Source organism: Kribbella italica, from assembly GCF_014205135.1.
Taxonomy (GTDB): Bacteria; Actinomycetota; Actinomycetes; order Propionibacteriales; family Kribbellaceae; genus Kribbella; species Kribbella italica.
Map to the genome: position 1 here is coordinate 5,048,025 of NZ_JACHMY010000001.1, position 18,726 is coordinate 5,066,750.

An 18,726-nucleotide genomic window follows, 5' to 3' on the forward strand; every position below is an offset into this window, starting at 1 on the left:
CCTTTCAGGACTAGCGGGGGGACGGGACGAACTGCATGGCATTGGGTGACTTCTTCGCGCGGCTCACGGGTCGCAAGGCGGAGCCCGAGCCTGCCCCGGCCCCTCGCGCACCGACCACCGACGACCTGCTCGCCGCACTGGTCCGGGTCGAGCAGCTGGTCGCGGACGGCGCCGTACCGGCGGTCGTCGCGTCGCGGGTCAACCGGGTGGTGCGGATCGTCCGGGAGACCATCCCGCGGCTCGGCAACCTCGGTGGCAGCATGCAGGCGTACTCGGTGATGGCCACGGCGACGGATTACTTGCCGGAGGCCATCGGTGGGTACCTGCGGCTCCCGCGGCAGTGGGCCGACAGCCGGCCGGTGGACCGGGGCAAGACGTCGCTGATGCTGCTGATCGACCAGCTGGACCTGCTGGGGGCGACGATGGACAAGGTGTTCGACGCGGTGAACCGGGCCGACGCGGCCGCGCTGGTCGCGCACGGCAGGTTCCTGCAGGAGAAGTTCGGGACCGGGTCGACCGGTGGCAGTCTCGCTCTGGGCGAGACGCCGTCCGGTCCGGCACCGGACGTCCCGCCGGGCGCGGGCCCGTTGCAACCACCGCCAGGACGAGGAGGGGCATGAGCAGCGTGGGGGGTACTTCGCTGAAGGACGCACTGGCGGGGCTGCTGACTGTTGCCGCACGCGCCGGTGTGACTGAGGACTCTGCTCGAGCGGAGGCTCTCTCCCTCGCCGCTGCGCTCGCCGAGTCCGCTCCGGGTGCTTCGGCGGACTGGGCGGCGGTGACGCCGGGTGCGACCACTCAGGACTTCTTCGACGCCGCCGTACGGGGTAGGAGATGGCGGGGCTCGCCCACCGCCGTGCTGAGCGAGCTGGTCGCGCAGAGCTCGCCGGAGAAGGTCCAGTACGCCGAGGCGCTGGCTGAGGTGGCTTCGGCCGCCTGCTCGCTCGGTGAGCCGACCATGCGAGTCATCGGCAACGCGTCGGTCGCCGCGGCCGCACAGCTGCAGGCGGCGGGAGCCCGGCCGCTACAGGTGGCAGGCCAGACGCCGCCGCTGAGCACCGGTGCTCAGCAGGCACTCCCCCAGGCAGCGGCCCAGGTGGAGGAGGCTCCCGTCCCCGAGCGGTCGGTGGAAGAGCTGCTGGCTGAGCTGGACGAGCTGACCGGGCTGGAGAAGGTCAAGCGGGAGGTACACCGGCAGGTCGCCGTACTGCGGGTGGAGAAGCTGCGGACCGACGCCGGGCTGAAGAGTCCGACGATCACGCGGCACCTGGTGTTCGTGGGCAATCCGGGGACCGGCAAGACGACGGTGGCCCGGCTGGTCAGCGGGATCTACAAGGCGCTGGGACTGCTCTCGAAGGGCCAGCTGATCGAGGTCGACCGCTCCGAGCTGGTGGCCGGGTACTTGGGCCAGACAGCGACCAAAACCGCCGAGGTGGTCGCGTCGGCGGCCGGTGGCGTGCTGTTCATCGACGAGGCGTACAGCCTGACTTCCGGTGACCAAGGCACCGACCAGTACGGGCGGGAGGCGGTCGACACCCTGGTGAAGGAGATGGAGGACCGCCGCGACGACCTCGTCGTCATCGTGGCCGGGTACCCCGAGCCGATGGAGACGTTCATCGCCGCGAACCCCGGACTGGCCAGCCGGTTCCGGACCACGATCGGCTTCGAGGACTACACCGACGCCGAGCTCACCGAGATCCTCACCGGCCTGGCCGCCGGCGCCGACTACGAGCTGACCCCGGAGGCGGTGGAGCACTTCCAGGTGGTCCTGTCGTCGACAGCGCGGAACCGCTCGTTCGGCAACGGCCGCTTCGCCCGCAACACGCTGGAGGCCGCGATCGGCCGGCACGCCTGGCGCCTGCGCGACGTGACGGCACCCAGCACCGACCAGCTGCGTCAGATCCTCGCCGAGGACCTCACCGACGAGGACCTGCACCCACCGGCCGTCCCGAAGGACGAGGTCGGAGCCGAGCTGGCCGAGCCCGCGCCCGGCGAGACGACCGAGAACGCTGCGCTGCCCGAGCAAGGAGAACAGGCGTGACCCAGACAGTCAGTGCGCCCCCGGCGACCTGGTCGCCGCCGGCCACGCCCGCGGCTCCGAGTGGCGCACCACAGCAGCCATCAGCCCGGAAGCCCCACGGTGTGCTCAACGTCTTCTTCTACGGTACGCCGGGCCGCATGCGCGCCCTGCTCATCCTGTCCGCGGTGATCGCCGTGCTGTTCGGCCTGGCCGCGGCGCAGGGGTTCCGTCAGTCCGACGGAGCCCTGCAGCGAGCCGAGGCCAACACGGCCCAGCTGGTCCGGGTGCAGGCGATCCACACCAACCTGGTCGCCGCCAACGCCGACGCCACCAACGCCTTCCTGGTCGGTGGCCTCGAGCCGCCGGCCCAGCGCCAGCACTTCGTCGACTCGCTGGCGACGGCCTCCCGGCTGATCGCCGAGGCCGCCACCGCGCAGCCGGCCGACCAGAACGTGCTCGGCCAGCTCAACACGACGCTGCTCACCTACAGCGGCCAGATCGAGCAGGCGCGGACCAACAACCGCCAGGGCCTGCCGATCGGCTCGCAGTACCTCAAGGACGCCAACGCGACCCTGCAGAACGACTCGCTCCCCCTGCTCAACGCACTGGTCGCGGCCAACGAGGACCGCGTCGACACCGAGTTCGACGGGGTCGGCACCGGCAACGGCTGGCTGATCGTCGGCGGGCTCATCAGCCTCGCCGTACTGGTGCTGACGATGGTGTGGCTGGCCAAGCGCACCCGCCGGTACGTGAACGTCCCGCTGGCCGCCGGCGCCGTACTGGTGCTGCTGACGATCGTGGTCGGCGGGGCCGGCCTGGCCGGTGCGAGCAGCTCGGCGAAGGACACCTTCACCGACGAGTACTCCGACGCGCTGGTGCTGGCACGAGCACGGATCGCGGCGTACGACGCCAAGTCGAACGAGAGCCTGACGCTGATCGCCCGCGGTTCCGGCGCGGACTTCGAGAAGGCCTGGAAGGCGGCGGCCGACCAGGTGGACAAGCAGCTCGCCACGATCGGGACGGGCGCCGGCAACGCGACCAGCGCGTGGCAGGAGTACAAGCTCGCGCACGTCGCGATCCGCAAGGCCGACGACGGCGGCAACTGGGACGCCGCCGTTGACCAGGCGATCGGCACCGGGCCGAAGACGGCGACGGCACCGTTCACGAACTTCGACAGGTCCTCGACCACGAAGCTCGGGGAGGCCAGCAGCGCGACGCAGACGCAGCTCGCCGACGCGCGCGGCTCGTTGCCACCGATCGGCTGGCTCGGCCTCCCGATCGGGATCGCCGCCGCACTGCTCGCCGCCTGGGGCCTGTCCCAGCGTCTGGGGGAATACCGTTGACGTCCTCCCCGCCGTCATTGACGAGGATTCCAGCTCAGCTAGGTAGTGAGTTGAGGTTCACGCTTCAGCGACACCCGTACTGGCTTGTCTCGGCGCGCGCTGACCGCCCGTCCGGCGGCGATGTTGATGGCGGCGTTCACGTCGGCGTGGTCGCTGTGGCCGCAGGCCCGGCACCGGAACGCTTGGTTCTCGCGATTCGCTGGTGCGCAGTGCCCGCACCGCGAACACGTCTGACTCGTGTACGCCGGAGAGACCCTCTCGACTCTTCCGGCGGCTTTGTGTTCGAGCCGCTGGACCAGCAGCCCCCACCCGTTGCTGCGGATGCCCCGGTTCAGACCGGCCTTGGCACGTCGGCGGTTCGGCAGATAGCCGCCTGGCCTGGCCGGGTCGGGTTTCGGTTTCGGCCGCCGGGTCATGTGCGCGATCCGGAGGTCTTCGACGCGGATCACATCGAACCGGCGCGCAAGATCGGTGGTTGTCTTCTCGACCCAGTCCTTGCGCCGAGCCGCAGCGCGGGCGTGCAGTTTCGCGATCGCGGCTTTGACGCGCTGCCTGCGGTTCGATCCAGGCTGTGCTCTGGCGAGTCGCCGCTGAAGGTGCGTCAGTTGCCGCTGTTCGGACTCGGACAGTCGTGGACAGTTGAGCAGTTCCCCGGTGGACAGCGCGGCGGACACGGTCACACCGCGGTCAACGCCGACGACCGAACCGTTGCCGGGCGCGGGGATCGGGTCGGGGACTACAGCCAGCGCGATATGCCAGCGACCCACGCTGTCGCGAGCAACTCGGTACGACCTGGCGGCCGGCAGCGCGCGGCTGAGTTTGAACCTGACCCACCCGACTTTCGGGATCAGTACCCGACCCCACTTGCGGCTGAGCTGCTCGACACGGCCTGCTTGCGGGCCGACAACACGGAACCCCTCGTGCCGTCCGGCCCTGCGCCACGTCGGACGGCCGTGACTACCGGCGAAGTAGTTCCGGCGTGCTTGGTCGAAGTCCCGCAATGCCTGCTGCTGGACGGTTTGCGACCCGGCCCGCAACCAGTCGAACGCTGCTCTGGCCTCGGTCAGCTGCCGGGACTGCTCATGGAATCCCGGGGTGGATCCCTTGTCGCGCGTCCACATCGCCGATTGCTCGACAGCCAAGTTCCACACGTACCGGGCATGTCTACAGTGCGCCAGCAGACCCGCAGTCTGGGTCGGCGCCGGATACATGCGGTAGCGGGACACAACTCGTACCCAACCAGCCCCCGCCGACAGTTCGGCGATCGCTTTGAAGGGAGGCAGTCGCGGTTCACCGCCGTCCTGAAGACGGAGCTTTCGCCGCGACCTACCTAATGAAGAAGCAGTTGATCGCCGCCGGCAGCGTGCTGACGTTGCTCGCCCTGACCGCGTGCGGCTCGGGCGACTACGCGGCCACCCAGATCCCGACGAAGCCGGCCGCCCCGACCAGTACGGCGGCGCCGCCGGCCGGGCCGACCTGTACGAACAACCTGCGCGACGAGCTGCGCTCCTACGCGCCGGCCGGTGCGCTGCCGCAGCCCGGCGAGATACGTCCTGGCTCGAAGATGGACGAGATCAAGCGCCGGGACCGGCTCCGGGCCGGGATCTCCGCGGACAGCCTGAACCTGGGCTCGCGCAACCCGATCAGCGGCGCGATCGAGGGCTTCGACATCGACATGGTCCGCGAGGTGGCCCGGGCGATCTTCGGCGACCCGAACAAGGTCGAGCTGGTGGTGATCTCCAGCCCGCAGCGGATCCCGGTGCTGCAGAACAAGAACTCCGACATCGACATCGTCGCCCGGAACATGACGATCAACTGCGCGCGCTGGCAGCAGATCGCCTTCTCGGCCGAGTACTACCGGTCGGGCCAGAAGACGCTGGTGCAGCGCGACTCACCCGCCAAGAGCCTGGCCGACCTGCGCGGCAAGACGGTCTGCGCACCGGCCGGGTCGACCAGCCTGGACAACCTCAACAAGTACAAGGACCGCGGCGTCAAGGCGATCACCGCCGACACCGACACCGGGTGCCTGGTGCTGTTCCAGCAGGGCAAGGCGGACGGGATCACCGGTGACGACACCGTGCTGGCCGGCGAGGCCGCGCAGGACCCGTACGCGCGGATCATCCAGGACGAGCGGATCAGCGACGAGCCGTACGGCCTGGGCATGGCGAGGGGCGACAAGGAGTTCGTCCAGTTCGTCAACGGGGTGCTCGCGGAGATGAAGGCCAGCGGGCGCTGGAAGGCGTCGTACGACAAGTGGCTCGCGCCGACGCTCGGGCCGGCGCCGACGCCGCCGGTGGCCCTGTACGGCAGGGGCTGATGACCGTTCGTACGCCGACCGCCGTCGCACCGGCGCCACCGGGCAGGATCGGCAGCAGCATTCCGGCGACGGAGCTGCTGGCGTTCCTCGACGCGCTCGGGACCTGGCGGGACCGGCGGCGCGCGGAGCTGGACGAGCTCGACCAGGCCGCCCTGCACGCCGCGGACGCCGACGCGCTGAGCGCCGACGTCGTGCTCAGCATGGCGGTGTGGAAGGCGGTCTCGGACCGGTACGAGCTGATCCTGCTGACCTGGGACTCCGGCCGGGTCGGCGCGACCGAGACCGAGCGGATCTCGACGCTGATCTGGGGCGGGCTCGACACCACCTCGGGGGCCGCCGGCGCCGGTGGGTCGCTGGCCGTTTCGTTGCCTGAGGCATGCACTTTGTCGGACGCGCTGGCGGCGACGCTGCGGGCCAAGCTCGCGCTGGAGCCCGGTGACGCGGACCTGGCGGCACGGCTGCGGCAGCTGCGGGCGCAGGTCGAACGGATCAGCGACCTGGTCACGCGGGAGCCCGCGGTGCACCGGAACGACGCGATCGCGAAGCACCACGACCTGGACCGGCGGGTCACCGATCTGGCCGAGCGCTCCAAGCGGGGAGCTGATGTCGGCGGGCTGATCGGGCCGCTGGAGATCGACGCGGCGCTGGTCGAGCGGGACCTGATCGTCGGTTCGGCGACCCGGCGGGAGCGCGCTGCTGACGTGGCCCGCGCGCGGACGTTGCGGACCGAGTTGGCGGCGCAGGGGACGGCTGTCCGCGCCCTGGCCGACCAGTGCGTCGCGGCGGTCACGCCTGCGCCGCGGCTCGGCGTACCGGATGTGAATGCGCTGGGGGCCGTGCCGAACACGCCTGCTGAGCTGGAGAAGTACCTGACCCGGCTGGACGCCGTACGGCGTGCGCTGGGGCAGGCACAGTCGGCGTACGGCGCTGCGCTGGCGCGGCGTGACGAGCTGGCCGCACGACTGGATGCCTACCAGGTGAAGGCGGGCAGCGTCGCTCGCACACCGGGGGCGAGCGAGGACCTGGCCGAGCTGTACCGGCGCGGGCGGGAAGTACTGAAGGCGGAGCCGGTGGATCTGGTCCGGCTGGCCGCGCTGACGGCGGCGTACCAGACCTACTTGGACAACAGTGTCGGAGGGACAACATGACCTGCACCCAGCCGGGATGCACCGGCACCATCGCCGACGGGTACTGCGACGTCTGCGGATCGCCTGCCGCCACAACAGGGAGTGGGACTGCGGGACTGGGCGCACCTGCAGCAGCTGGAGCGTGCCAGCAGCCTGGCTGCTCCGGGACGGTAGTCGACGGGTACTGCGATGTCTGCGGCACACCTGGCGGTGCCGACGGTAGTAGTACGAGCGCTGCCGCCGAGCCGATCAGCTCGCCCTCGACGGTGTCTCGGGCTTCCAACCGGTTGGCGTCCACGCCGCTGGGGTCGGCTCGGGCTCAGGCGGCCGGGTCGAAGCTGACTCGGCGGCTGGGGACCTCGTCCACCCGGTTGCGTGGTGCTCGGCTGGGCGCCGGTCTGACCAGCGTGCCCTCGATCCCGCCGATCGACGCGAGCAAGGCGATCCTGAAGAACCCGATGGTCCCCGAGGACCGCCGCAACTGCCCCAACTGCGGCAACCCGGTCGGCCGGGGGCGTGACGGCCAGCCGGGACGCACCGAGGGGTTCTGCCCGAAGTGCCGCAGCCCGTTCTCGTTCTCGCCGAAGCTGCAGCCCGGCGACCTGGTCGGTGGGCAGTACAAGGTCGCGGGCTGTCTCGCGCACGGTGGTTTCGGCTGGATCTACATGGCCCAGGACCAGAACGTGTCCAACCGCTGGGTCGTGCTCAAGGGCCTGCTGAACTCCGAGGACCCCGACGCGGTCGCCGCGGCGATCGCCGAGCAGCAGTTCCTGGCCCGGGTCGAGCACCCGCTGATCGTCGAGATCTACAACTTCGTCACCCACGACGGCGCCGGCTACATCGTCATGGAGTACGTCGGCGGCACCTCGCTGAAGACCCTGCTCAAGCAGCGCATGCAGGCCAACCACGGCCGGTACGACGCCCTGCCGGTCGACCAGGCGATCGCCTACCTGCTGGAGATCCTGCCGGCCTTCTCCTACCTGCACGACCTCGGCCTGGTCTACTGCGACTTCAAGCCGGACAACATCATCCAGGTCGGCGACGCGGTGAAGCTGATCGACCTCGGCGGTGTCCGGCAGATCGACGACCTGGACTCCGCGATCTACGGCACGGTCGGCTACCAGGCGCCGGAGGTCCCCGAGGTCGGCACGTCGATCGCCTCGGACATCTACACGCTCGGCCGCACGCTGACCGTGCTGGCGATGGAGTTCCGCGGCTACCAGTCGACGTACCTGTCCTCGCTGCCGCCGGTCGCCGACATCCCGCTGTTCCAGGAGTTCGACTCCTTCTACCGCCTGCTGCTCAAGGCCTGCGCGAAGGACCCGGCCGACCGCTTCGTCTCCGCGGACGAGCTCCGGGTGCAGCTGCTCGGCGTACTGCGTGAGGTGGTCGCGGCCAAGCAGCCGTACGGCGCCGCGCAGCACTCCACGTCGTCCCTGCTGTTCGGCAGCCCGGGTGACCGGGCCGCTGGGCTCGGCGAGGCCGCGCTGCCGCACCAGCGCCTCCCGTCGATGCTGCCGGACGAGGGCGACCGGATGGCCGGCTGGCTGAAGACGGTCAGCGTGCAGGACCCGCTGCAGCGGCTGGAGGCAGTGTCCAACGCACCGGAGCAGACTCCGCAGACGCTGCTGGAGTTCGCTCAGGCCGCCCTGGACGTCGGCCAGTACGACCTGGTCGACACCGCCGTCGCCGACCTGCTGAAGCTGGACCCGTGGGAGTGGCGCGCGGTCTGGATGGCCGGACTGGTCGCCCTGGCCCGCAACGACTCGGCCACCGCGCAGTCGGCGTTCAACGCGGTCTACGGCCAGGTGCCGGGCGAGCTGGCGCCGAAGCTGGCGCTCGCGGTGTCCTGCCAGCTCAGCGGCGAGTACGACGTTGCCGAGGGCCTGTACCTGACCTGCGCCCGGACGGACGCCAACTACATCGCCCCGTCGGCCTTCGGGCTGGCGGCGATCCGGTCGGAGCGGGGCGACCTCGACGGAGCGGTCGCGGCACTCGACCTGGTGCCGCCGACCAGCGGCGCGTACATCCGGGCCCGCCGGATGCGAGCCGGTCTGCTGGCAGGATCGGGGCGTGGGCTGGGCGCACTGGCCGAGGCCATGGGCAGTATCGACAACCTGACGATCGACCCGGTGGACCGGGCGAACCTGTCGGCGAACGTGTTCCGGACGGCGCTGGACGTCGTGCTGGCCAACGGCCCGGACCCGCAGGTGGTGATCTCGCAGCGCGCCGCGACCGAGTCGGACCTGCGCGACGGCCTCGAGTCGGCCTACCGTGAGCTGGCCGGCCACGCCACCAGCCGGGAGGAACGGATCGCCCTGGTCGACCTGGCCAACGAGGTTCGAGGATGGACGTTGCGATGACGAGTACGACCCGGACGGTTTGCCCGAGCTGCGGCGAACCGGTGTCCGACGCCGACCTGTACTGCGAGAGCTGCGGCGCCGAGCTGCAGGCCGGCGCGGCACCGAGCACTCCAGCGCTGGACACCGACACCGAGCCCACGATCGAGCTGCACACCGGCGCTCCCGCTGAGGCGTTCACGCCCGGCCCGTGCCGCTCCTGCGGCGGCACGGTCGGTGCCGACGGCTACTGCGAGACCTGCGGCACGAAGGCCAGCAAGCCGCGCGACCACTTCAGCGAGCAGCCCGCGCCCTGGGTCGCCGCCGTCTGCGACCGGGGCATCCGGCACAGCCGCAACGAGGACGCCGTGGCGATCGCCGCCGACCCGGAGCCGGGCAGCCGGGCTCTGCTGGTCGTCTGCGACGGTGTGAGCTCGTCGCTGGACTCTGACGTGGCCAGCCTGGCCGCTGCCCGCGCCGCCCGCGACGTACTGGCCGCCGGTCATGCGCAGGGCATGGGCACCGAGTCGTCCCGCGAGGCGGCGGTCATCGCCCGGCTCAACGCGGCGGCTGACGCCGCGAGCGACGCCGTACTGCAGAACACGAGTCCGGACAGCCCGAACCCGGCGTCCTGCACGTTCGTCGCGACGGTGCTCGAGGCAGGTCTGCTGGTGGCCGGTGTGGTCGGCGACAGCCGGGCGTACTGGTTCCCCGACAACGCCGAGGCCGTCGGGCTCACCGTGGACGACTCCTGGGCCGCCGAGCTGATCGCCACCGGCGTACCGCGGCACGAGGCCGAGACCGGTCCGCAGGCGCACGCGATCACGCGCTGGCTGGGCAAGGACGCCCCTGATCACACACCGCGGACGACCACGCTGCGGGTGGACGGTCCGGGCTGGCTGCTGGTCTGCTCGGACGGCCTGTGGAACTACTGCTCCGAAGCGGCACCGCTGGCCGACCTGGTCCGTCAGACCGCTGCGGCCAACGGCGGCGAGCCGCTGGCCACCTCGTCCGCACTGGTCGACTGGGCGAACGCCCAGGGCGGCCAGGACAACATCACCGTCGCGCTCGCGCGCCTGTCCTGATTTCGCCGGAACGAAAGGAACCCCACGAGATGGCCGAGTTCTCCGCCACCGTCTACCAGAACGAGTTCCTGCCCGACGGCGGCACCGACGTGCACGCGATCGTCACGGTCGACTGCGCCGGCGCCGGTACCGCGGGCCAGTCCGGCGGCGGTGACGTCGGCGAGATCATCATCGTCGACACGTCGGGCTCGATGGGCGCCGAGGGCGTCCGGGCCGCGGCGTACGCCGCCCAGACCGCGATCGACCAGATCCTCGACGGGGTCTGGTTCGCGGTGATCTCCGGCAACGACCGGGCCCAGCTGGCGTTCCCGCCGTCGGCCGAGCCGGTGATGGTCCGGATGGACGCCTACACCCGGCAGGCCGCCAAGGAGGCCGTGTCCCGGTTCTACGCCGACGGCGGGACCGCGATGGGCACCTGGCTGCGGCTGGCCGCGCGGGTCTTCGCGACCGTGCCGTCGCTGTCGCAGAAGCACGCGATCCTGCTCACCGACGGCGAGAACCAGCACGAGTCGCCGGAGGTGCTGACCGCGACGATCGAGGCGGTCACCGGCCAGTTCCAGTGCGACTGCCGCGGGGTCGGCGTGGCCTGGCAGGTCGACGAGGTCCGCCGGATCGCCACGGCCCTGCTCGGCACGGTCGACATCATCCCGGCGCCGGAGCAGTTGGCGGCCGAGTTCCAGAAGCTGATCCAGCAGGCGATGAGCAAAGGCGTCGCCGCCGCGGACCTGCGGGTCTGGGCGCCGCAGGGCGCGCAGGTGCTGTTCGTCCGCCAGGTCGCGCCGACCGTGGACGACCTGACCGGTCGGCGGACCGAGGTGAACGCGCTGACCAGCTCCTACCCGACCGGCTCGTGGGGTGACGAGTCCCGCGACTACCACGTCGCCGTACGGCTCGCGGCCAAGGGCATCGGGCAGGAGCAGCTCGCCGCCCGGGTCCAGCTGGCGATCGGTGACCAGGTACTCGCCCAGGGCCTGGTGAAGGCGCTGTGGTCGGCCGACGAGGCCCTGACCACCCGGATCAGCCCGGAGGTCGCCCACTACACCGGGCAGACCGAGCTGGCCGACGCGATCCAGGAAGGCCTGGCGGCGAAGGCGGCCGGCGACACCGCGACCGCGACCACCAAGCTCGGCCGGGCCGTCCAGCTGGCGGCCCAGACCGGCAACGAGGAGGCCACCTCGCGGCTGCGCAAGGTGGTCGACATCGACGACCAGGACACCGGCACCGTGCGGCTCAAGCGCACGGTCGAGAAGGTGGACGAGATGGCTCTCGACACGGCCTCCACCAAGACGACCCGGGTGAAGAAATGAGCGCAGTGACGTGCCCGAGCGGGCACCCGTCCACCTCGACCGACTACTGCGACGTCTGCGGACTGCCGATCGGAGCAGCGGCCACACCGGCTGCGGCCGCCGTACCGGCTCCGGCAGTCGCGGCGCCTGCTCCGGCGGCTCCGACGACCCAGGCCTGTCCGAACTGCAGCGAGTCGGCTGCCGTGGACGCGCTGTTCTGCGAGTCCTGCGGCTACGACTTCACCACCGGCACGATGCCCCGCCCGGCCTCGTCGCTGGACCTCGGGCCCAGTACGGCACAGCCGCCGTTGCCGCCTGCTCCGCAGGAGGTCGCGGAGTGGGTCGTCGAGCGCTGGGTCGACCCGGACTGGTACGCCGTCCAGCAGAGCGACGACCCGTGCCCGTCCCCGGGCCTGCCGGTCGTCGTACCGCTGACCGAGAAGAGCGTGCTGGTCGGACGGCCGTCGCGTAGCCGTGGGATCAGCCCCGAGGTCGACTGTGGTGACGACACCGGCGTCAGCCGTCGTCAGGCCCAGCTGACCACCGACGGCCAGCGCTGGTGGGTCGAGGACCTCCAGTCCTCCAACGGCACCTTCGTCGGCCCGGCCTCGGGCCCGCTGCCCGAGGACCCGGTCCCGCCGGGCCAGCGCCGCGAACTCGACGCCGACGACCGCATCTACGTCGGCGCCTGGACCCGTCTGGTCGTCCGCAAGGCCACCCCGGAGGAGCAGGCCGGCCAAGCCTAGGGCGGGTCTCCTAGCTTCCGCCCTGGACGCGGGTCCACGCGACCGCGGGGCGGAAGCACAGCCACTCGATCAGGGCGGTGCCGAGGACGATCGGTAGCGCCCAGGTCCAGGGGTGGCCGGCGACGCTGACCACCAGGATCGCTGTCCACAAAGCGATCCAGCCGCCGCCGTACCCGCGCAGGACGCCGCGGTACCACAGGCCGCCCGGCGACTCGGCCGAGCGCTGGCCGAGGTACACGAACAGGTACGACGCCAGCGAGATCGGCCAGAACATCCACAGCCGCGCCCAGTCGTACGGGACCATCACCAGCGCCGAGAGGCAGACCAGCGCGATCAGCCAGTGGTAGACCTCGCCGACCCAGTTGAGCCCCTTGCGCCGCAACGTGACCACGATCGCGAACGGCCCGATCACGACCGCGAGTGCCCCCGTCGCCACGTGCAGAATCAGCGCGATGTCGCGCATCGTCCACCCTCAACCCCGCCCGATCAGACCCGAAGGTCTCTGACATGTCAGGGAGCATAGGGCGCGCCCGCCCGGGCGTCTGCCCCTCGGAACAACTTTTCCGAGGGGCAGTCGGACCTAGGCGATCGGGTAGCTGGCGACCATCCGGACCGCGTGGTTGCGGTAGCCCTGCCGCTCGAAGCTCGCGGCCATCGGGCGGTTGGTCAGATCGGTGTCGGCGCGGATCCGCTCGGCCCCGGTCTCGACGAGCAGGTGCGTGCCCTCGGCGAGCAGGTCGTCGCTGTAGCCGTGCCCGCGGTGCTCGGGCAGGACGCCGACGTACCCGATCACCGGGCCGCCGTTGTTGGCCGACGGAAGGATGAAGCCGACCAGCGCGTCGTCGTACGCGAGACGCCACCAGTCCCGCTCGCCCGGCATCTCCTGGTAGATCGCCAGGTCCTCCTTGGCCGACGCCTCGGCGCCGCCCTTCGCCACCGCCCGGGCGGTGGACGCGTCGAGGCTGCCCTCGATCACCCGGACGAAGACGTCGAGGAACGCGTCGTCGTCGGCCGGCTCGAAGCGCAGCCGTGTCGACCGCGCCGGCAGCCCGTACGACGGGAGCCACTCGTACCGCAGGCGCTCGGTCACCTCGGACAGGCCCGCCTGCGCGGCCGCCGCGAGCCGGGGCTCCAGGGCGGCGACGATCTCGGGCTGCTCGCGCCAGCCGTTCGGCACGAAGAGGTGGTACTCCGGCTCCTCGGCGCCGGCCGGTATCGACTCCAGGCCGTGCCGGATCAGCTCGGCCCAGACCGGGACGGGATCGCCGTCGCCGGCGTAGTACAGGCCGTCGATGCTGAACGGGTGGTCGAACTGCGGCATGCCCCACCAGACGGCGAGGGCCACGATCCGGCCGTCCTGCTCGACGACCCAGGTCCAGTTGTCGCGGTAGTAGCCGACGCCGACGTACTCGTCGTACCGCTCGCGGGTGACGGTGTTGATCGACTGGTCGGCGATCAGCGTGTGAATGCTGTCGAGATCGGACTCGACGATGGTGCGGATGGTCACGGTACCTCCGGAAAAGAGGCGCGGGCTCCGCTCAGTGCGAGCTGGACGAGTGGACCGGACGCGCCGTGGAACACAGAAGAGTGGTCATCGGTCGCTCCTTTCGCTCGAGTCGTTCTCGCAGCCAGAACACTAGGACCCGGCCGGGGTCATAGTCCACCGGTTAACCACAGCTGGGATGTACGACGGCCGGTTGGACCGGGAAGCCTCCAGCCCATGCGAACCTCCTCCGTGAAGGTCCTCAGCGCCGTCGTCGCCGTGCTCGCCTCAGTCCTGCTGGGCTTCAGCACCGCCACCGCGGCTCCCGCCCCCACCACCCTGTACGCCGTACCGCAGCTCGCCGCGATCCCTTCGTGCGATCTGAGCTCGCTGCCCGGCGAAGCGTCCGACACGCTCGACCTGATCCACTCCGGCGGGCCGTTCCCGTACGACCAGGACGGCACCGTCTTCCAGAACCGGGAGGGCATCCTGCCGGACGAGTCGTCAGGCACACCCTGCTACCACGAGTACACCGTGAAGACGCCGGGTTCTCCCGACCGCGGCGCCCGCCGGCTGATCGGCGGCGGCACGACCACCGACCCGGCCTTCGTCTACTACACCGCCGACCACTACGCCTCGTTCTGCATCGTGGACGAAAACGCCTGAGGTTTGTCTGCGCTCTTTGAGAGAATCTCCCGATGACGATCACGGGTGTCTTGCGCGGGCAGTTCGAGCTGACCTGGTCCCTGTTCGAGTACCACCTGGACCGGCTGGTCCCGGAGGACCTGCTCTGGGAGCCGGCCGGGCTGAACTGGACCGTCCGGCCGGACGCGGCCGGGGTCTGGCGGCCGGACTGGGCCGACCAGGAGCTCGACCCGATCCCGGTGCCGACGGCCGGCTGGCTGACCTGGCACATCGGCTGGTGGTGGACCACCGCGCTGGCCCACGCCCGCCAGACCGTGCCGCCGGACCGCACCGACGTCCCGTGGCCGGGCACCCTGCTCGGCACCCGCGACTGGATGCACCACCTGCGCGACGAGTGGTCCGTCGTACTGGAGGACTCCTCGCGGCTCGCGCTTCCGGTGGCCTTTCCCTGGCCGCCGGAAGCGGGCCGCACCGTGGCCGACCTGTACGGGTGGGTGAACGCCGAGCTGATGAAGAACGCCGCCGAGATCGGGCAGCTGCGACTGCTGCGTGCGGCCCAGGGCTGACCCGGTTGTCCACTGGGACAAGGGTGTCCTGATCCCTCTACTCTCGCCGTGACCGCCCCTCACGGAAGGACCTCCATGGCCCGCCTGCGCACCGTCTTGTCCACAGTGCTCGTCACCGCCGCCCTGTCCACCTCCGGTTCGGTTGCCCTGGGCAACGCCGCCGGCGACCCGGTCTCGATGACCAGCGGCTTCTACGTCGACCCCGGGTCGAACCCCGCCGTCTGGGCGCGCACCAACCCGTCGCACCCGGACGCCGCGCTGATCCGCGGCCGGATCGCCGAGCAGGCGGGCGGGCGCTGGTTCGGGAACTGGTCCGGCGACATCAAGGCCGCCGTCACGGCGTACACGTCGGCCGCGGACGCCGCCGACAAGCTGCCGATCCTGGTCGCGTACAACATCCCGGGGCGCGACTGCGGCAGTCACTCCGGCGGTGGCGCCGGGTCGCCGGCGGCGTACCGGACCTGGATCAGCGCGTTCGCCGCCGGGATCGGCAACCGCCCGGCCGTGGTCGTGATCGAGCCGGACGCGCTCGCGCAGCTCGACTGCGTCCCGGCCGCGGAGAAGAAGACCCGGACCGATCTGCTCAAGTACGCCGTCAACGAACTCGCCGCGAAGGCGCCGAACACCTGGGCCTACATGGACGGCGGCAACGCGACCTGGATCGACGCGGCCGAGATGGCGCGGCGGCTGAAGCTGGTGGAGGTCGGCAAGATCCGGGGCTTCGCGCTGAACACGTCGAACTACTACAAGACCGCCGACTCGGTGGCCAAGGGCAACGCGATCCGCGGTGCGCTCGGCAGCACCGCGCAGTTCGTCGTCGACACCAGCCGCAACGGCAACGGCTCCAACGGCGAGTGGTGCAACCCGGCCGGCCGGAAACTCGGCGAGACCTCCCGCAACGGCAATCACCTCTCGCAGACCCTCGACCTGCTCCTGTGGCTCAAGGTCCCCGGCGACTCCGACGGCGACTGCGGCATCGGCGCGGGCATCCCCGCCGGCACGTTCTCCCCGGCCCTGGCCAAGAGCCTGATCACCGGCTGACCACAGCCGTCCAGCCCCAGCAGCCGTCCCCGCCCAGCGAGCCCGTAGCGTCCGAAGAATCTCGTTGCGTCCGAAGAACCCGAGGCTATAGCGCACGTCCCTTCGGACGCATGCGGGTTCTTCGGACGCTACGGACGACGCGCCCCGCTTCCTTTCCCCACCGAGCGGGCGGGGACACAGCAAAGCGATCCCGGGCTGGGACCCGGGACCGCTCCCCCCTCCCCCGCCTTCCTTCCCTTCCCCACCGCGTTCGCATGTGCTCTTCTCCCGGGAACGCGAAAGCGGTCCCGGGCTGGGACCCGGGACCGCTTCGTACTGCAGGTACTACTGGGAACTTCCGGAGATCAGAAGTCCATGCCGCCCATGTCGGGCGCGCCGCCCGGAGCGGCCGAGGCCTTCTCCGGCTTGTCGGCGATGACTGCCTCGGTGGTGAGGAACAGAGCCGCGATCGAGGCCGCGTTCTGCAGCGCCGAGCGGGTGACCTTGGCCGGGTCGATGATCCCGGTCTTGATCAGGTCGACGTACTCACCGGTCGCGGCGTTCAGGCCGTGACCCGGCTCGAGGTTGCGGACCTTCTCCACCACGACGCCACCCTCGAGGCCGGCGTTGACGGCGATCTGCTTGAGCGGGGCCTCGACGGCCGACCGCACGATCGCGGCACCGGTCGCCTCGTCACCCTCGAGCTCCAGCTTCTCGAACGCGATCACCGACGCCTGCAGCAGCGCGACGCCACCTCCGGCGACGATGCCCTCCTCGACGGCCGCCTTCGCGTTGCGCACGGCGTCCTCGATGCGGTGCTTGCGCTCCTTCAGCTCGACCTCGGTGGCCGCGCCGACCTTGATCACCGCGACGCCGCCGGCCAGCTTGGCCAGCCGCTCCTGCAGCTTCTCGCGGTCGTAGTCGGAGTCCGACTTCTCGATCTCGGCGCGGATCTGGTTGACCCGGCCCTGGATCGAGTCGGCGTCGCCGACGCCCTCGACGATGGTGGTCTCGTCCTTGGTGACGACGACCTTGCGGGCCTGGCCGAGCAGCTCCAGGTCCACGGTGTCGAGCTTGAGGCCGACCTCCTCGGAGATGACCTGACCACCGGTGAGGATGGCGATGTCACCGAGCATGGCCTTGCGGCGGTCACCGAAGCCCGGCGCCTTGACGGCGACGGTCTTGAAGGTGCCCTTGATCTTGTTCACGACCAGGGTCGCCAGCGCCTCGCCCTCGAGGTCCTCGGCGATGATCGCCAGCGGCTTGCCGGTCTGCATGACCTTCTCGAGCACCGGGACGAGGTCCTTGATGCTGGAGATCTTGCTGTTCACCACGAGGATGTACGGGTCGTCGAGGACCGCTTCCATCCGCTCGGTGTCGGTCACGAAGTACGGCGAGATGTAGCCCTTGTCGAAGCGCATGCCCTCGGTGAGCTCGAGCTCCAGACCGAAGGTGTTGCTCTCCTCGACGGTGATGACACCTTCCTTGCCGACCTTGTCCATCGCCTCGGCGATGATCTGGCCGACCTGGGTGTCCGCCGCCGAGATCGAGGCGGTGGCCGCGATCTGCTCGCGGGTCTCGACCGGCTTGGCCAGCGCGAGCAGCTGCTCGCTGACGGCCTCGGTCGCCTTCTCGATGCCCTTCTTCAGGCCCATCGGGTTGGCGCCGGCGGCGACGTTGCGCAGACCCTCGCGCACGAGCGCCTGGGCCAGCACGGTCGCGGTGGTGGTGCCGTCACCCGCGACGTCGTCGGTCTTCTTGGCAACTTCCTTGACGAGCTCGGCCCCGATCTTCTCGTACGGGTCCTCGAGCTCGATCTCCTTGGCGATCGAGACGCCGTCGTTGGTGATCGTGGGGGCGCCCCACTTCTTCTCCAGGACGACGTTGCGGCCCTTCGGGCCAAGCGTCACCTTGACGGCGTCGGCGAGGGTGTTCATTCCCCGCTCGAGGCCGCGGCGCGCCTCTTCGTTGAAAGAAATCAGCTTGGGCATTCTCCGCGAGTCCTCCCGCGTCGAGTTTCTGGTGGTTCAGCCGGCCCGATGCCCGCGACGGACGGCACCGAGGTCGTCGCGGTCACGTCCCGCCTGACTCCGGCACCTCATCGAGGCCGTCATCTAACAGCTCCCAGCAGGCACGAGCGTTATCACTCTCGCCCACTGAGTGCTAACCAAGTATTAGCACTCGACCCCACCGAGTGCAAGCCAGCGCCCGCCTCACGCGGTCGTCGTACCGGGCACCTTCGCGACGAACTTGACCTCCACCAACTGCCGCGGGAACGCAAGCCGAGCGACACCCACGATGGTGCTGGCGACCTGCGGGTCCTCCCTGCGGTACGCCGCCTTGCGGACCTCCCCGGCGACCGCCATGGCGGCGTCGACGTCGAGCACGTAGACGACCTCCTCGACCACGTCGTCGAGCGAGGCACCGAAGCGCTTCAGCAACTCCTCGGCGTTCACGTAGGTCCGGCGGAGCTGGTCGCCCATCGCCGAGAAGTCGGTCACCGCGCCGCTCTCGTCGACCGGCGCGGGCGCGACCAGGTCCGCGCCGTCGTGGGACAGCTGGCCGGACACGTAGATCGTGTCGCCGCGCCGGAGCGCCTGGACGTAGCCGTAGTCGTGCTCCCACGGCGCCCCGAGGTTCTCCACCCGTACCGTCATCCGCGATCACTCCTTGGTCTGGAAGATTAAGGTTCAATCAACCTAGGAAGCCGGGCCGCCGGCCACCAGCTGCGGCCGTGCCAAAGACGGCA

The 18,726-nt window shown here is 70.5% G+C and carries 17 protein-coding genes; 12 read left to right on the forward strand and 5 right to left on the reverse strand.

All coding sequences use genetic code 11. The features are described 5' to 3' along the window. Positions 1–35 precede the first annotated feature (35 nt). The 3 genes from HDA39_RS23475 to HDA39_RS23485 are packed head-to-tail and all read left to right on the forward strand — an operon-like array spanning position 36 to position 3,363. Positions 36–620 (forward strand): hypothetical protein, encoded by a 585-nt coding sequence (locus HDA39_RS23475; protein ID WP_184798452.1) that lies wholly within the window; start codon positions 36–38, stop codon positions 618–620. Beyond that, positions 617–2,041, forward strand: a complete 1,425-nt coding sequence (locus HDA39_RS23480; protein ID WP_184798454.1) for an AAA family ATPase — start codon at positions 617–619, stop codon at positions 2,039–2,041. The genes HDA39_RS23475 and HDA39_RS23480 overlap by 4 nt, the downstream gene beginning before the upstream one ends. Beyond that, entirely contained in the window at positions 2,038–3,363 is a 1,326-nt protein-coding gene (locus HDA39_RS23485) for a hypothetical protein (protein WP_184798456.1), read from the forward strand. Before HDA39_RS23480 ends, HDA39_RS23485 begins: the two co-directional genes overlap by 4 nt. 38 nt (positions 3,364–3,401) lie before the next feature. Here HDA39_RS23485 and HDA39_RS23490 read toward each other — a convergent pair whose 3' ends face one another. Beyond that, positions 3,402–4,589, reverse strand: a complete 1,188-nt coding sequence (locus HDA39_RS23490) for an RNA-guided endonuclease TnpB family protein (protein ID WP_184798458.1) — start codon at positions 4,587–4,589, stop codon at positions 3,402–3,404. A gap of 107 nt (positions 4,590–4,696) precedes the next feature. Between HDA39_RS23490 and HDA39_RS23495 the strand changes: the two genes are divergently transcribed. The 6 genes from HDA39_RS23495 to HDA39_RS23520 are packed head-to-tail and all read left to right on the forward strand — an operon-like array spanning position 4,697 to position 12,263. Then, positions 4,697–5,680 (forward strand): glutamate ABC transporter substrate-binding protein, encoded by a 984-nt coding sequence (locus HDA39_RS23495; protein WP_184798460.1) that lies wholly within the window; start codon positions 4,697–4,699, stop codon positions 5,678–5,680. Further along, a complete protein-coding gene (locus tag HDA39_RS23500; protein WP_184798462.1) occupies positions 5,680–6,828 on the forward strand; it encodes a hypothetical protein in 1,149 nt (382 codons plus the stop codon). Before HDA39_RS23495 ends, HDA39_RS23500 begins: the two co-directional genes overlap by 1 nt. Continuing rightward, a complete protein-coding gene (locus HDA39_RS23505; RefSeq protein ID WP_184798464.1) occupies positions 6,825–9,170 on the forward strand; it encodes a serine/threonine-protein kinase in 2,346 nt (781 codons plus the stop codon). The genes HDA39_RS23500 and HDA39_RS23505 overlap by 4 nt, the downstream gene beginning before the upstream one ends. After that, entirely contained in the window at positions 9,155–10,231 is a 1,077-nt protein-coding gene (locus HDA39_RS23510; protein WP_184798466.1) for a PP2C family protein-serine/threonine phosphatase, read from the forward strand. The genes HDA39_RS23505 and HDA39_RS23510 overlap by 16 nt, the downstream gene beginning before the upstream one ends. 29 nt (positions 10,232–10,260) lie before the next feature. After that, on the forward strand, positions 10,261–11,538 hold the full coding sequence (locus HDA39_RS23515; protein WP_184798468.1) for a vWA domain-containing protein: 1,278 nt from the start codon (positions 10,261–10,263) through the stop codon (positions 11,536–11,538). After that, on the forward strand, positions 11,535–12,263 hold the full coding sequence (locus HDA39_RS23520) for an FHA domain-containing protein (RefSeq protein ID WP_184798470.1): 729 nt from the start codon (positions 11,535–11,537) through the stop codon (positions 12,261–12,263). Before HDA39_RS23515 ends, HDA39_RS23520 begins: the two co-directional genes overlap by 4 nt. A 10-nt stretch (positions 12,264–12,273) precedes the next feature. On the opposite strand, the gene HDA39_RS23525 is transcribed toward HDA39_RS23520, so the two are convergent. Continuing rightward, positions 12,274–12,726, reverse strand: coding sequence for a hypothetical protein (locus tag HDA39_RS23525; RefSeq protein ID WP_184798472.1), 453 nt, complete (start codon positions 12,724–12,726; stop codon positions 12,274–12,276). A 117-nt stretch (positions 12,727–12,843) separates the two neighbouring features. Further along, entirely contained in the window at positions 12,844–13,770 is a 927-nt protein-coding gene (locus HDA39_RS23530; protein WP_184798474.1) for a GNAT family N-acetyltransferase, read from the reverse strand. Between the two features lie 213 nt (positions 13,771–13,983). On the opposite strand from HDA39_RS23530, the gene HDA39_RS23535 reads away from it, so the two are divergent. The 3 genes from HDA39_RS23535 to HDA39_RS23545 all read left to right on the forward strand — a co-directional run bounded on the left by HDA39_RS23535 (position 13,984) and on the right by HDA39_RS23545 (position 15,998). Then, positions 13,984–14,412 carry a guanyl-specific ribonuclease gene (locus tag HDA39_RS23535; RefSeq protein WP_184798476.1) on the forward strand — a complete coding sequence of 143 codons (429 nt, stop codon included), beginning with the start codon at positions 13,984–13,986 and terminating at the stop codon, positions 14,410–14,412. A gap of 32 nt (positions 14,413–14,444) precedes the next feature. Then, the gene (locus HDA39_RS23540) at positions 14,445–14,957 is read left to right on the forward strand and encodes a DinB family protein (protein ID WP_184798478.1); all 513 of its coding nucleotides are present in this window, start codon (positions 14,445–14,447) and stop codon (positions 14,955–14,957) included. A 75-nt stretch (positions 14,958–15,032) separates the two neighbouring features. Then, a complete protein-coding gene (locus tag HDA39_RS23545; RefSeq protein WP_184798480.1) occupies positions 15,033–15,998 on the forward strand; it encodes a glycoside hydrolase family 6 protein in 966 nt (321 codons plus the stop codon). 344 nt (positions 15,999–16,342) lie between these two features. On the opposite strand, the gene groL is transcribed toward HDA39_RS23545, so the two are convergent. Next, positions 16,343–17,968, reverse strand: coding sequence for a chaperonin GroEL (groL, locus tag HDA39_RS23550; protein WP_184798482.1), 1,626 nt, complete (start codon positions 17,966–17,968; stop codon positions 16,343–16,345). A gap of 222 nt (positions 17,969–18,190) precedes the next feature. After that, entirely contained in the window at positions 18,191–18,634 is a 444-nt protein-coding gene (locus tag HDA39_RS23555; RefSeq protein ID WP_184798484.1) for a Rid family hydrolase, read from the reverse strand. Between the last annotated feature and the right edge of the window lie 92 nt (positions 18,635–18,726).

Coding starts and splice junctions, on each gene's coding strand:
- HDA39_RS23555 (WP_184798484.1), bottom strand. CDS start 18,634: ATGACGGTACGGGTGGAGAACCTCGGGGCGCCGTGGGAGCACGACTAC.
- HDA39_RS23535 (WP_184798476.1), top strand. CDS start 13,984: ATGCGAACCTCCTCCGTGAAGGTCCTCAGCGCCGTCGTCGCCGTGCTC.
- HDA39_RS23500 (WP_184798462.1), top strand. CDS start 5,680: ATGACCGTTCGTACGCCGACCGCCGTCGCACCGGCGCCACCGGGCAGG.
- HDA39_RS23475 (WP_184798452.1), top strand. CDS start 36: ATGGCATTGGGTGACTTCTTCGCGCGGCTCACGGGTCGCAAGGCGGAG.
- HDA39_RS23540 (WP_184798478.1), top strand. CDS start 14,445: ATGACGATCACGGGTGTCTTGCGCGGGCAGTTCGAGCTGACCTGGTCC.
- HDA39_RS23520 (WP_184798470.1), top strand. CDS start 11,535: ATGAGCGCAGTGACGTGCCCGAGCGGGCACCCGTCCACCTCGACCGAC.
- HDA39_RS23495 (WP_184798460.1), top strand. CDS start 4,697: ATGAAGAAGCAGTTGATCGCCGCCGGCAGCGTGCTGACGTTGCTCGCC.
- HDA39_RS23480 (WP_184798454.1), top strand. CDS start 617: ATGAGCAGCGTGGGGGGTACTTCGCTGAAGGACGCACTGGCGGGGCTG.
- HDA39_RS23525 (WP_184798472.1), bottom strand. CDS start 12,726: ATGCGCGACATCGCGCTGATTCTGCACGTGGCGACGGGGGCACTCGCG.
- HDA39_RS23545 (WP_184798480.1), top strand. CDS start 15,033: ATGGCCCGCCTGCGCACCGTCTTGTCCACAGTGCTCGTCACCGCCGCC.
- HDA39_RS23515 (WP_184798468.1), top strand. CDS start 10,261: ATGGCCGAGTTCTCCGCCACCGTCTACCAGAACGAGTTCCTGCCCGAC.
- HDA39_RS23510 (WP_184798466.1), top strand. CDS start 9,155: ATGGACGTTGCGATGACGAGTACGACCCGGACGGTTTGCCCGAGCTGC.
- groL (WP_184798482.1), bottom strand. CDS start 17,968: ATGCCCAAGCTGATTTCTTTCAACGAAGAGGCGCGCCGCGGCCTCGAG.
- HDA39_RS23505 (WP_184798464.1), top strand. CDS start 6,825: ATGACCTGCACCCAGCCGGGATGCACCGGCACCATCGCCGACGGGTAC.